Source organism: Phenylobacterium sp., assembly GCF_030693405.1.
GTDB lineage: Bacteria > Pseudomonadota > Alphaproteobacteria > Caulobacterales > Caulobacteraceae > Phenylobacterium.
In genome coordinates this window covers 1-11,873 of the sequence record NZ_JAUYAW010000068.1, presented here as the reverse complement: position 1 = coordinate 11,873, position 11,873 = coordinate 1, and the positions used below count along the sequence as shown (strand labels likewise).

At 68.0% G+C, this 11,873-nt stretch carries 11 protein-coding genes; 3 read left to right on the top strand and 8 right to left on the bottom strand.

Annotated features, from left to right (window positions below):
- Positions 1-32: 32 nt before the first annotated feature.
- From Q8N19_RS14550 to Q8N19_RS14535, 4 genes are all read right to left on the bottom strand, one after another.
- The gene (locus Q8N19_RS14550) at positions 33-1,055 is read right to left on the bottom strand and encodes a sulfate ABC transporter substrate-binding protein (RefSeq protein ID WP_305591884.1); all 1,023 of its coding nucleotides are present in this window, start codon (positions 1,053-1,055) and stop codon (positions 33-35) included.
- A gap of 114 nt (positions 1,056-1,169) precedes the next feature.
- Positions 1,170-3,059: an alkyl/aryl-sulfatase gene (locus tag Q8N19_RS14545; protein WP_305591883.1), complete on the bottom strand. Its 1,890-nt coding sequence runs from the start codon at positions 3,057-3,059 to the stop codon at positions 1,170-1,172.
- 40 nt (positions 3,060-3,099) lie between these two features.
- Positions 3,100-3,621, bottom strand: coding sequence for a MaoC family dehydratase (locus tag Q8N19_RS14540; protein ID WP_305591881.1), 522 nt, complete (start codon positions 3,619-3,621; stop codon positions 3,100-3,102).
- Complete coding sequence (locus Q8N19_RS14535; protein ID WP_305591879.1) at positions 3,621-4,439, bottom strand: CoA ester lyase; 819 nt, start codon at positions 4,437-4,439, stop codon at positions 3,621-3,623. The genes Q8N19_RS14540 and Q8N19_RS14535 overlap by 1 nt, the downstream gene beginning before the upstream one ends.
- 144 nt (positions 4,440-4,583) lie before the next feature.
- On the opposite strand from Q8N19_RS14535, the gene Q8N19_RS14530 reads away from it, so the two are divergent.
- Positions 4,584-5,798 (top strand): CoA transferase, encoded by a 1,215-nt coding sequence (locus Q8N19_RS14530; protein ID WP_305591877.1) that lies wholly within the window; start codon positions 4,584-4,586, stop codon positions 5,796-5,798.
- A 7-nt stretch (positions 5,799-5,805) separates the two neighbouring features.
- Here Q8N19_RS14530 and Q8N19_RS14525 read toward each other — a convergent pair whose 3' ends face one another.
- Positions 5,806-6,567 carry a slipin family protein gene (locus Q8N19_RS14525; RefSeq protein ID WP_305591876.1) on the bottom strand — a complete coding sequence of 254 codons (762 nt, stop codon included), beginning with the start codon at positions 6,565-6,567 and terminating at the stop codon, positions 5,806-5,808.
- Positions 6,568-6,588: 21 nt separating this feature from the next.
- Entirely contained in the window at positions 6,589-7,926 is a 1,338-nt protein-coding gene (locus tag Q8N19_RS14520) for a nodulation protein NfeD (RefSeq protein ID WP_305591874.1), read from the bottom strand.
- 226 nt (positions 7,927-8,152) lie between these two features.
- Between Q8N19_RS14520 and Q8N19_RS14515 the strand changes: the two genes are divergently transcribed.
- Both Q8N19_RS14515 and fghA read left to right on the top strand, forming a co-directional pair.
- Positions 8,153-9,262 carry an S-(hydroxymethyl)glutathione dehydrogenase/class III alcohol dehydrogenase gene (locus Q8N19_RS14515; RefSeq protein WP_305591872.1) on the top strand — a complete coding sequence of 370 codons (1,110 nt, stop codon included), beginning with the start codon at positions 8,153-8,155 and terminating at the stop codon, positions 9,260-9,262.
- A gap of 8 nt (positions 9,263-9,270) precedes the next feature.
- Positions 9,271-10,113 (top strand): S-formylglutathione hydrolase, encoded by an 843-nt coding sequence (gene fghA, locus Q8N19_RS14510; protein ID WP_305591870.1) that lies wholly within the window; start codon positions 9,271-9,273, stop codon positions 10,111-10,113.
- A 287-nt stretch (positions 10,114-10,400) separates the two neighbouring features.
- On the opposite strand, the gene Q8N19_RS17005 is transcribed toward fghA, so the two are convergent.
- Positions 10,401-10,820 carry a GFA family protein gene (locus Q8N19_RS17005; protein WP_371133868.1) on the bottom strand — a complete coding sequence of 140 codons (420 nt, stop codon included), beginning with the start codon at positions 10,818-10,820 and terminating at the stop codon, positions 10,401-10,403.
- A 262-nt stretch (positions 10,821-11,082) separates the two neighbouring features.
- Positions 11,083-11,553: a MarR family winged helix-turn-helix transcriptional regulator gene (locus tag Q8N19_RS14505; protein ID WP_305591868.1), complete on the bottom strand. Its 471-nt coding sequence runs from the start codon at positions 11,551-11,553 to the stop codon at positions 11,083-11,085.
- Positions 11,554-11,873: the final 320 nt, after the last annotated feature.

The following is an 11,873-nucleotide window of genomic DNA, read 5'->3' as shown; positions in this document are numbered from 1 at the left end:
CTTGGCCGCCACAGCGAGAGACAGGGCCCGGCTCATTGCGGCTGATAGATCTGATCGAACACGGCGCCATCGGCGAAGTGTTTGGCCTGGGCCGCGGGCCAGCCGCCGAAATCGGCGATGGTGGTCATCTCCACCCGGGCGATTCTGTCTGAATAGCGGGCGGCGACGTCGACATTGCGCGGCCGGAAGTGATGTCGCGCGGCCAGGTCCTGGGCCTCGGCGGCATAGAGTCCCTCGAGATAGGCCTCCGCCAGGGGGCGGGTCCCGTGCCGCTCGACGATCTGGTCCACCACCGCGACCGGAGGTTCCGCCAGGATCGACGTGGCCGGCACGACGAGGTCGAGGCCGCTGGCCCCCAACTCCTCGATCGCCAGAAAGGCCTCGTTCTCCCAGGCCAGCAGGACATCGCCGATCCCCCGCTGGGCGAAGGTCGTGGTCGAACCCCGCGCGCCGGTGTCGAGCACAGGCACCTGCTGGAACAGCGCGCGGACAAAGTCCCTGGCCGCCTTCTCGTCACCCCCTTGCTTGAGGGCGTGGCCCCAGGCGGCAAGGTAGTTCCACCTGGCGCCGCCGGAGGTCTTGGGGTTTGGGGTGATGACCTCCAGGCCGGGCTTCACCAGATCATCCCAGCCCCGGATGGCCTTTGGGTTACCCTTTCGAACCAGGAAGACGATGGTCGAGGTGTAGGGCGCGCTGTTGTCTGGCAGACGCCCGGCCCAGTCCGCAGCGATCAGCCCCCGCTTGGCGAGTTCATCGATGTCGGCGGCCAGGGCCAGGGTGACGACGTCGGCTTCCAGGCCATCGACCACAGAGCGGGCCTGCTTGCCTGACCCACCGTGGGACTGCTCCACGCGCAGACCACGGGCAAGTTCAGGCTGCAACTGGGCGAAGAGGCCATTGTAGTCCCGATAAAACTCCCGGGTGGGGTCATAGCTGACATTGAGCAGGGACTTTGCGGCGCCCTCAGTGCTCGACCGCGGCGCGCATGCGGCCAGGGCCCCAACACTGGCCAGTCCGCCGATCAGGGCGGCCCTTCGGTTCAGATCGATGCTCATCTCGCTCTCCCGTTCGAGGAATGGCGAGTGAAACAGATTCAAACCTATCGAGATAGTGGGAATTAAAGCCCAGACCCTCCAGAGTTTCTGCAGGCGCCTATAGAGATGGCGACCCTAGGGCAGGACGATCTCGAACCAAAAGTCGAAGCGGTCGAGGGCGGCCAGCAGGGCGGCGAGGTCGTCGGGGCGCGGGGATTCGACCTCGCCTCCGGCCAGAGCCGCGGCAAGATCGGTCTCCCCCAGCACCAGGGCCACCAGGGTCGCGCGGCTCAGTCGGGTTGGCGTAGCACCCGGGGCCGCCCGATCACGGGCGTGGTGCAGGACGGCGTTCTCGACGCTCAGACCAAAGCGCTCTCCGGTGTCGGTGAAGGTGAGGTCCAGGGCGACCTCGAGCGTGCCGGCCCGCTCGCCATTCAGCCGAACCGACAGGGAGTCCAGCAGCTGTTCGGCCGGCAGGTTGCGGATCTGGCCCGCCGCCCCCTGGCGCGGGGTCGGCGAGGGCGGCCGCACATGCCGCAGCTCCTGGGCGCCGGTCAGATAGAAGGCCCGCCAGGGTCCGGACTCGGCCTGATAGCCCATCTGTTCCAGGGCGTCGGCCTGCAGCTCGCGCGCCTCGGCGTTGTCGGGCTGGGCGAAGACCAGGTGGTTCACCAGCTCGGCGGTCCAGCGATAGTCGCCGGCTGCAAAAGCCTCGCGCGCCTTGGCCAGCAGCGGCTCGGCCCCGCCGGCCAGGTCCACATAGCGCTTGCCCGCCTCCACCGGCGGATGGGGATGCAGGTGGGCGGGATTGCCGTCGAACCAGCCGAGATAGCGCTGATAGACCGCCTTGGCGTTGTGGTTGAGCGTCCCGTAATAGCCGCGGGTGTACCACTCGGCCTCCAGGCTTGGGGGCAGCTTGAGCGCTTCGCCGATCTCCAGCGGCGTCATCCCGTGATTGGCCATCCGCAGGGTCTGGTCGTGGATGAACTTGTAGAGGTCGCGCTGCTTCTTCAGGAACTTGCGCGCCCGGTCCTGGCCCCAGCGGGGCCAGTGGTGGCTGGCGAACAGGACCTCGGTGCGGTCGCCGAACAGGTCGGCGGCCTCGTCGATATAGAAGGCCCAGCGCTTGGCGTCGCGCACCTGGGCGCCGCGGGGCGTGTAGATGTTGTGCAGGTGGCAGGAGCAGTTCTCGGCCATGCAGAGCGCGCCGAACTGCGGGAAGAAGAAGTTCATCTCCGCCGGCGCCTCGGTGTCGGGCGTCACCTGGAACTCGATCTCGATCCCGTCGACGATCAGCTTCGTGCCGGTCTTGCTGATGCTCTCGGTGGGCGGGATCAGGCTGACTGACCCCATGGAGGTGGTCTTGCCCAGGCCGGAATCCACGTGCCCCTGGGCGTTGCGTGGCAGAAGCGCGCCATACATGTAGGTCGCCCGCCGGCCCATGGCGTTGCCGGCCAGGACGTTCTCGCTGACCGCCTCCTCAAGGAAGCCCTCTGGAGCGATGATCCGCATGCCCGCGGCGATATCGGCATCGGAGATCACGCCGCGCACCCCGCCATAGTGGTCCACGTGGCTGTGGGTGTAGATCACGCCGGTCACCGGCTTGTCGCCGCGGTGCTGGCGCATGAGGGCGAGCGCCGCGGCCGCCGGCTCGGCCGAGATCAGCGGGTCGATGACGAGATAGCCCGTCTCGCCCTCGATGAAGGTGATGTTCGACAGGTCGAAGCCGCGCACCTGATAGACGCCTGGCGTCACCTCGAAGAGGCCGTGCAGGGCGTTCAGCCGGGCCTGGCGCCACAGGCTGGGATTGACCGTGGGCGGCGCCTCTTCGGGCTCCTCAAAGGCGAAGGCGCCCATGTTCCAGACCACGCCGCCGGTGGCGTTCTCGATCTTCGCGTCAGGGATGGAGCCCATATAGCCGCGACGGGCGTCGGCCCAGTCCTGACCGTCGTCGGCCGGCAACTGGGCGCGCAGGGCGGCATGGGCCCGCAGGGTGGCGTCTGTGGCGTCCTTGGGCGTGGTCATCGTCCCGCTCTCCCCGACCGGTCTTCTTATGGTGACGCTTCTAGTAGTTGCTGCCGGGCTTGTCCTCCACCGCCTGGCCCCGGGCGGGGATCAGCATGTCCCTCCGGAAGGTGGCGATGATCTTGCCGTCCTGGTTCTTGCCCAGGGTGCGGATGGTGACGATCCCCTGGCCGGGCCGCGACTTGCTCTCCCGCTTGGCCAGCACCTCGCTCTCCCCATAGAGGGTGTCGCCGGCGAAGACCGGGGCGGGGAACTTGACCTCGTCCATGCCGAGATTGGCGATGGCCTTCTGCGAGCAGTCGCTGACGCTCATGCCGATCAGCAGGGCCAGCGTATAGGTCGAGACGATCAGGTTGCGGCCAAACTCCGTCTGCTTTCCGTATTCGGCGTCGAAGTGCAGCGGGTGGGTGTTGAGGGTCAGCAGGGTGAAGAGGTGGTTGTCGGCCTCGGTCACCGTCTTGCCGGGGCGATGCTCGTAAACATCGCCGACGACGAAGTCGTCATAGTAGCGACCGAAGGTCTCCCGGTAGCGCCCCGGTGCGATCTCCTTGATGGTCTTCATCAGTCCCGTCCTTTCGCCCGTTCCAGGATGCGCCGCGCGGCGCGGGCCACGGGCAGTTCGATCAGCTTCCCATCCACCAGGGCCGGGCCGCCGGCGGCGGCCTCAAAGGCCTCGACCACGGCCAGGGCCCGGGCCACCTCCTCGGCGCTTGGCGTATAGACGGCGTTCACTGGTCCGACCTGATCGGGATGGATGCAGGCCCGGCCGGTGAAGCCGAGGCGCCTGGCCCGGTCGGTCTCGGCGCTCAGCACCTCGGGCTCGCCCACCAGGCCCGGCGGCGCGTCCAGGGCCTGGACGCCCACCCGGGCGCAGGCCGCGGCGATCTGGCTGCGGGCGAAGAGCAGCGGCTCCCAGCTCATGTCGCAGCCCACCTCGGCGCTGTAGTCGAAGGCCCCGAACAGGACCCCGCCCACCCCCGGCGCCTCGGCGATGTCCCAGCAGCGCATCAGCCCCTCGGGCGTCTCCACCAGGGGCCAGAAGGGACGCGCGTCCCCCAGCGCCCGCTGCAGCATGCCGAACTCGTTGGCGCCGGAGGCCTTGGGGATCATGAAGAAGTCCGCCTCTGCGGGAGCCGCGGCCCGCAGGTCGTCGGCGAACCAGGGGGTGGTCCGGCCGTTCAGCCGCAGCCCCACCTGCACGCCGCCCTTGGGACGCTGGGCCAGGAACTCCAGGGCGCTGGCCCGGGCGCTGGCCTTGTCGGCCGGCGCCACCGCATCCTCCAGGTCCAGGCAGACGGCGTCGGCGCCGCTCTCCAGGGCGCGGGCGAAGCGGTCAGGCCGGTTAGCCGGGGTGAACAGGAGCGATCGGAACTGGACCAAGCATCCTCCGGATGGGCGATTGCGAGTCGGCAGGCAGGATATGACACTCCCCGGCCAGCCAGGGCCAGGGCGTCCCCAGCGTCAACCGGGCGACATGCTAAGGCCGGGCGTCTGACGGCGCGAAGCTACGGGAGGAACACGCCCATGTACGACCTGTTGAAGGGCCTCACCGTGGTCGAGGGCTCGGCCTTCATCGCCGGCCCCACCTGCGGCCTCTATCTCGCCCAGCTGGGCGCCGAAGTGATCCGCTTCGACAATATCGGCGGCGGCCCGGACTTCCGCCGCTGGCCGCTGGCCCCCAACGGATCGAGCCTCTACTGGGAGGGGCTGAACAAGGGCAAGAAGTCCGTCGCCCTGGACCTGTCTCACCCCGAGGGGCGCGAGCTGGCCCAGCGCCTGGCCGCCGCGCCCGGCGAAGACGGCGGCCTCTTCGTCACCAACTTCCCGGTCGAAGGCTTCCTGGCCTACGACAGGCTCAAGGCCATCCGCGAGGACATGATCTGCGTCCGCGTCATGGGCTGGGCCGATGGCGGGCCGGGCGTCGACTACACGATCAACAGCGCCGTCGGCGTCCCGCTGATGACCGGCCATCCCGATGATCCGCGGCCCGTGAACCACGTCCTGCCGGCCTGGGACCTGCTCACCGGCGCCTATGCCGCCTTCAACATGGTCGCCGCCCTGCTGGCGCGGATGCGCACCGGCCAGGGGCGCGAGATCCGCATTCCCCTGTCCGATGTTGCGGCCTCAGCCCTGGCCAATATGGGCATGACCGCCGAGATCCTGGCGGGCGAAGGCGAGCGTCCCCGCCAGGGCAACACCCTGTTCGGCGCCTTTGGCCGCGACTTTGTCACCCGCGACGGCCAGCGCCTGATGGTGGTGGCCATCACGCCGCGCCAGTGGACCGGCCTGATCGAGGTGCTGGGAGTGGGTGAGGCCGTGGCGGCGGTGGAGGCTGCGCGCGGCGCGGACTTCAGCAAGGACGAGGGCGTGCGCTTCGCCCATGCCGACGCCCTGATGCCGATCTTCGAGGCCGGCTTTGCCCGCGCCCAGGCCGCAGACCTGATCCCCAGGTTCGAGCAGTTAGGCGTCTGCTGGGGACCATACCAGACCTTGCGCCAAGCCCTGGAGGATCCGCGCCTCTTCAAGGGCAATCCGATCTTCTCAGACCTGACCCAGGTGAGCGGGCAGACCTATCCGGTTCCGGGCTATGCGGCCACCCTGCCGCAGGATGTCCGGGCGCCGGCCCGCCCCGCCGCGCGGCTCGGCCAGCACACGGAGGAGGTGCTGGCCGAACGGCTTGGCCTGGTCGCAGGCGAGATCGCCCGCCTGCACGACGCCGGGATCGTCGCCTCGGCCTAACGAAGGGTCAGGCCTTGGGCTTGGCCATGTTGGCGAGCGCCGTGCCGATCTCCATGGGCATGGGGAAGACGATGGTGGTGTTCTTGTCCGCCCCGATGTCCGACAGCGTGTTGAGGTAGCGCAGCTGCATCGCCTCGGGGATGGTGGCCAGGGTCTGGGCGGCCTCCAGCACGGCGTGGGCGGCCTGCTTTTCACCCTCGGCGTTGATGACCCGGGCCCGGCGGTTCCGTTCGGCCTCGGCCTGGCGGGCGATGGCGCGGATCATGCTCTCGTCGATATCGACGTGCTTGATCTCCACATTGGCGACCTTGATGCCCCAGTCCTCGGTCTGGCTGTCGAGGATGGCACGGATGTCCTGGTTCAGCTTGTCCCGCTCGGCCAGCATGTCGTCCAGGTCGTGCTTGCCCAGCACCGAGCGCAGGGTGGTCTGGGCGAGCTGGCTGGTGGCGTCCATGTAGTTCTCCACCTGGATTACCGCCCGGTCGGCGTCGATGACCCGGAAATAGAGCACCGCGGAAACCTTCACCGAGACGTTGTCGCGGCTGATCAGGTCCTGGCTGGGCACATCCAGCACGATGGTGCGCAGATCCACCTTCACCATCTGCTGCACGATGGGGATCAGCAGGATCAGCCCAGGCCCCTTCACGCCGGTGAAGCGGCCGAGTGTGAAGACGACGGCGCGTTCGTACTCCCGCATCACCTTCACCGCCTGCAGCAGGATGATGATGACGAAGATGGCGAGGGCGCCGAAGCTGGCGATATCGAACATGGGCTTGATCCTTCTCCGCCTTCAGGCGGGGTTATCGGGTTCGACGATGAGGGTGAGACCGTCCCGGCCGGCGACATGCACCGCCTGGCCAGGCACGAGGGGGGCTGCGGACCGGGCGTGCCAGTCCTCGCCTTGGGCGTGGACATAGCCTTCGCCGCCGGCCCAGCTCTGGACCACACCCTTTGCGTTGAGCAGGGCGGCCTGGCCGGTGGTCACAGCGCGGCGGCTCGACTGCACGGCGGCGCGCAGGACAATCACAAAGAAGGTCAGGCTGAGGCCCACCGTGGCCAGGATCACATAGGGTGAAATCCTGAAGCCTGGAACGTCGCGGAACAGCATCACCGACCCCAGGGCCAGGGCCAGCGCCCCGGCCGCGCCGAAGATGCCGAACCCGGGGGCGAGCGCCTCCACCAGCAGCAGGCCGATCCCCAGGGCGATCAGGGCCACGCCGGCATAGTCTACCGGCAGCATGTTGAGCGCAAAGAGGCCCAGCAGCAGGGAGACCGCGCCCACCGCGCCAGGGCCGATGGCTCCCGGCGAGGTGAACTCGAAGATCAGCCCATAGATGCCGATCATCATCAGCAGATAGGCGATGTTGGGATTGGTGATCACCGCCAAGATCTGAGCCCTAAGGTCGGGCGCCAGGGTCTCCACCTGGGCGTTCGCCGTGTTCAGCGTCCTTGGCTCGCTATTGAGCATGACGGTGCGGCCATCGGCAGCCGCCAACAGGCCGTCCAGGTCGCGGGTCAGGACTTCGATGACCCCCTGGTCCAGGGCCTCGGTCGCGGTCAGGGTTTCGGCCCGACGCACGGCCAGTTCGGCCCAGTCGGCGTTGCGGCCATGCAGCCCGGCCAGACTGCGGATATAGGCCACGGCGTCATTGGTGACCTTGGCGGTCATGGCGTCAGGTTGCGCGCCTTTGGAGTCCTCGTCGGTCTCCTCGGTCCTGTCGGGCATCAGAGGGCTTGAGCCGCCCATCTGCACCGGCGTCGCAGCCCCCAGGTGAGCGCCGGGCGTCATGGCGGCCAGATGGCTCGCATAGAGGATATAGGTCCCGGCGCTGGCGGCTCTGGCGCCGGCCGGGGTGACGAACACCGCCACCGGCACGGGCGAGGCCAGGATGTCGGCGATGATGTCCCGGGTGGAGGAGTCCAGACCACCCGGCGTGTCCATGCGGATGACCGCCAGGCTCGCCTGGCGCTCGGCCGCCGTGGCGAGGCCCCGTTGCAGATACTCCGCCGTCGCCGGTCCCACCGCGCCGTCCAGGTCGAAGACCAGGACCAGGGGGGCGGCCCCCGCGCTCTGAGTCTGGGCGCCAGGAGTCTGGGCCGTGGTGAGGCCAACGCCCGCGAGGGTCATGACCAGGCCGGCCAGAATGAGCCCCGCCGCCTGTCTCCATATTGTCCCGTTCGGCGCGCGGCCGGACATCAAACTCTCCCTTGGCGTTCGCGGGCGCAGGCTCCACCCGCCATGGTGGCGTCACCATAACACCGAAGACGCCCGGCCGTTCGACTTCTCGCCGCTCACGCTTGATCCGGCGGGCTCAAGGCGCCACCAGGGACCATCCACTCCAGGGAGCCCCGCCATGAAGACCCGCGCCGCCGTCGCCTTTGAAGCCAAGAAGCCCCTGGAGATCGTCGAGCTGGATCTGGAAGGTCCCAAGGCCTTCGAAGTGCTGGTGGAGATCAAGGCCACCGGCGTCTGTCACACCGACGCCTACACTCTGGACGGCCTGGATTCCGAAGGGGTCTTTCCCTCGATCCTGGGGCATGAAGGCGCGGGCGTTGTGGTCGAGGTGGGCGCCGGCGTCACCAGCCTGAAGCCCGGCGATCACGTGATCCCGCTCTACACACCCGAATGCCGCCAGTGCAAAAGCTGCCTGTCGCGCAAGACCAACCTCTGCACGGCGATCCGCAGCACCCAAGGGAAAGGTGTCATGCCCGACGGCACCAGCCGGTTCTCCTATCGAGGCCAGATGGTCCATCACTATATGGGCTGCTCGACCTTCTCGAACTTCACGGTCCTGCCGGAGATCGCGCTGGCCAAGATCCGGTCCGACGCGCCCTTCGACAAGGCCTGCTATATCGGTTGCGGCGTGACGACGGGCGTGGGCGCGGTGACCAATACGGCCAAGGTTGAGCCGGGCGCCAACGCCGTGGTCTTTGGCCTGGGCGGCATCGGGCTGAACGTCCTGCAGGGCCTGCGGATGGTCGGCGCCTCGATGATCATCGGCGTCGACATCAATCCCGACCGGGAGGAATGGGGCCGGCGGTTCGGCATGACCCACTTCGTCAATCCCAAGGAAATCTCCGGCGACGTGGTCGCCCATCTGGTGGAGATGACCGGCGGCGGCGCCGACTACACCTTCGACTGCACCGGCAATGTCCAGGTCATGCGTCAGGCGCTGGAGGCCTGCCATCGCGGCTGGGGCGAGAGCATCATCATCGGCGTGGCCGAGGCCGGCAAGGAGATCGCCACGCGACCGTTCCAGCTGGTCACCGGCCGGGTCTGGAAGGGCACGGCCTTCGGCGGCGCCCGCGGGCGCACCGACGTACCGACCATCGTCGACTGGTACATGGACGGGAAAATCGAGATCGACCCGATGATCACTCACACCATGCCGCTCGAAGACATCAACAAGGCCTTCGACCTGATGCATGCGGGCGAGAGCATCCGCAGCGTCGTGGTCTTTTGAGCGCGCCGATGAGCCTCGAGATCGTCCAGCAGCACCGCGTCCACGGCGGGACCCTGCGCTATCTCCGCCACCAGAGCGCGGTCACCGGCACGCCCATGCGCTTCTCCCTCTTTCTGCCGGAGGGGGAGGGACCCTTTCCCCTGCTGGTCTGGCTCTCAGGCCTGACCTGCACGGAGGACAACTTCACCACCAAGGCCGGCGCCTATGGCCCGGCCGCCGCCCACGGCCTGGCGATCCTGGCGCCGGACACCAGCCCCCGCGGCGAGGGCGTGGCCGACGATCCCGCCTATGACCTGGGGCAGGGGGCGGGCTTCTATCTCGACGCAACCCAGGCCCCCTGGGCGCCGCACTTCCAGATGGAGACCTATGTCACCGGCGAACTGCTGGAGACGGTGGTCGCGCAATTCCCCATTGCGCGGGAGAAGGTCGGCGTCTCCGGTCACTCCATGGGCGGACATGGCGCGCTCACCCTCGCCCTGCGCCACCCGGACATCTTCCGCTCCGTCTCGGCCTTCGCGCCGATCTGCTCGCCCACTCGCTGCCCCTGGGGGGAGAAGGCGTTCACCGCCTATCTGGGCGACGACCGCGCCGCCTGGGCGGACCACGACGCCGCTCGGCTGATCGAGGCCGGCGCCGCCCAGGGCCGCTTCGACGACATCCTGGTGGACCAGGGCCTAGGCGACAATTTCCTGGCCGAACAGCTCAAGCCCGAACTGCTTGAAGCCGCCTGCGCCGCCGTAGGCCAGAAGCTGACCCTCCGCCGCCACGACGGCTACGACCACTCCTACTTCTTCATGGCCAGCTTCATCGCCGACCACGTGGCGTTTCATGCGGAGAAGCTGAAGGGGTGAGGGGGGTATTCCCACGCTCATCCATCAACACCCCGTCATGCTCGCCCTTGTGGCGAGCATCCCTGTCGAGGGCGGGCACAAGCGTCACAATGGAGTCTCGGCACAAGGCCGAGAATGACGGCAATTAGGTTGCGCGAAGGCGCGGGCGCCGCCTTGGCGCCCCCTCGCGACCAAGCCCTCTTCGCCCATGTGAACGCTCCCTTACTCGCCCGCGTGCAGGCCCGGCCGCTCAGCTCTGGTCAAGCGGACGGGGTAGAGGTCCCCGGGGCGTCCTTCACCACGGACGCTCACGATACCGGAGCTGGGGCGCTCGGAGGCATGTCGTCGAACAGGGCGCAGCCAGCGGGGTAGCCGGCCCACGGCATCCCCTGAGCGCAGCGCACCGCGATCGTGGGGGATGGCAGCGTCGGATCGGCGAAGCAGCCTCCGGCGAACCCGGTCTGGCCGGGTCTCCACGCCCCGAAGGACTTCCAATAGAGGGTCGAGCCGCAGGTCGAGCAGAACCAGCGCTTGCCCAGGCCTTGGAGGACTGTCAGCGGACCTTCCACTCTCCTGACCTGTTCATCGCGGAAATAGACGGACCAACCGAACGGAGCGCCCGTGCGCCGTTTGCAGTTGTCGCAACTGCAAAGTCCGCTGCTGACCGGTTCGCCCTCAACCTCAACTTCGCAGGCGCGACACGCACATTGCGCCGTTCGGATGTTCATTCCCGCCCCCTCTGGTTTCAGCAGATACCAGCATGGTGAGAGGCGCCGCGGAAGATCAAACCCGGCGGGCGGCTAAGGGGCCCCTGTGCGCCCACTGCGGCTGCTCGTTCCAGGCCGCGGCCACCCCACCGGGTCATGCTCGCCCTTGTGGCGAGCATCCCTGTCGAGGGCGGGCGCAGGCGGCGAGAGTGAGTCTCGGCACAGGGCCGAGAATGACGGGAGTGGAATGGGGCGAGGGGGAGGGGACGACAGCGCCCGCCCCCTAGTCCAACGCCCCCACATCCAGCACCGGCGAGGCGTCGATGCCTTCGGCGTTCAAGAGCGCGGCGACCCGCTCCAGGCCGGCGATGATCGAGGCTTGTTCCCAGTCGGCGAGCTTGTCGAAGCGGGCGGCGAACCGGTCCTGCAGGACGTCGGGCATGTCGGCCAGGGTGCGTCGGCCCTCGGCTGTCAACTCCACCGACACCCGGCGGCGATCCTGACTGCCCCGGTTGCGGATCACCAGGCCGCGAGCCTCCAGCTTGTCCAGCAGGGCGGTGACGGTGGCCTGGCTCAGCCGGGCGGCCTCGGCGATGGCGCCGGCGCCAGGCTCGCCCTCCCGGGCGACGATCTGCAGCACGATGAGCTGGGACGGGGTCAGGCCGGTGGTCCGGGCCAGGTCCCGCGAGGCGAATTCGGCGGCCCGGACGATCCGGCGGATCGCCACCAGGGCGTCACTGACGCGGCTCTCCATGCCAACTCCTTCAGCCTTCGCGAGTCATCGCAGACCCCTGATCCCGCAGATAGGGCAGGGAGGCAAGCGTCCGCACGCGCCATCTCACCAGAAATTTGAAGTCCGAATTAACAGGATTTGCCAATTCTCTGGGAACTGCCTGTTTTGCCCGAGAATTGTCCCATTCATCGCCTCATCCCTGCGCAGAAGCTGGCTCGCTGGGGTTGACATAATTAGTTTCACGAACGAAATAACGGCCATGGATATGCAGAGCAATCAATCGACTCCCGGTTCGCCGGGGGCCGGAGAGCGCTCGGGGGGCGGGTTGGAGTTCTCTTCAC

Coding starts and splice junctions, on each gene's coding strand:
- Q8N19_RS14530 (WP_305591877.1), top strand. CDS start 4,584: ATGTACGACCTGTTGAAGGGCCTCACCGTGGTCGAGGGCTCGGCCTTC.
- Q8N19_RS14505 (WP_305591868.1), bottom strand. CDS start 11,553: ATGGAGAGCCGCGTCAGTGACGCCCTGGTGGCGATCCGCCGGATCGTC.
- fghA (WP_305591870.1), top strand. CDS start 9,271: ATGAGCCTCGAGATCGTCCAGCAGCACCGCGTCCACGGCGGGACCCTG.
- Q8N19_RS17005 (WP_371133868.1), bottom strand. CDS start 10,820: ATGAACATCCGAACGGCGCAATGTGCGTGTCGCGCCTGCGAAGTTGAG.
- Q8N19_RS14540 (WP_305591881.1), bottom strand. CDS start 3,621: ATGAAGACCATCAAGGAGATCGCACCGGGGCGCTACCGGGAGACCTTC.
- Q8N19_RS14525 (WP_305591876.1), bottom strand. CDS start 6,567: ATGTTCGATATCGCCAGCTTCGGCGCCCTCGCCATCTTCGTCATCATC.
- Q8N19_RS14545 (WP_305591883.1), bottom strand. CDS start 3,059: ATGACCACGCCCAAGGACGCCACAGACGCCACCCTGCGGGCCCATGCC.
- Q8N19_RS14515 (WP_305591872.1), top strand. CDS start 8,153: ATGAAGACCCGCGCCGCCGTCGCCTTTGAAGCCAAGAAGCCCCTGGAG.
- Q8N19_RS14550 (WP_305591884.1), bottom strand. CDS start 1,055: ATGAGCATCGATCTGAACCGAAGGGCCGCCCTGATCGGCGGACTGGCC.
- Q8N19_RS14520 (WP_305591874.1), bottom strand. CDS start 7,926: ATGACCCTCGCGGGCGTTGGCCTCACCACGGCCCAGACTCCTGGCGCC.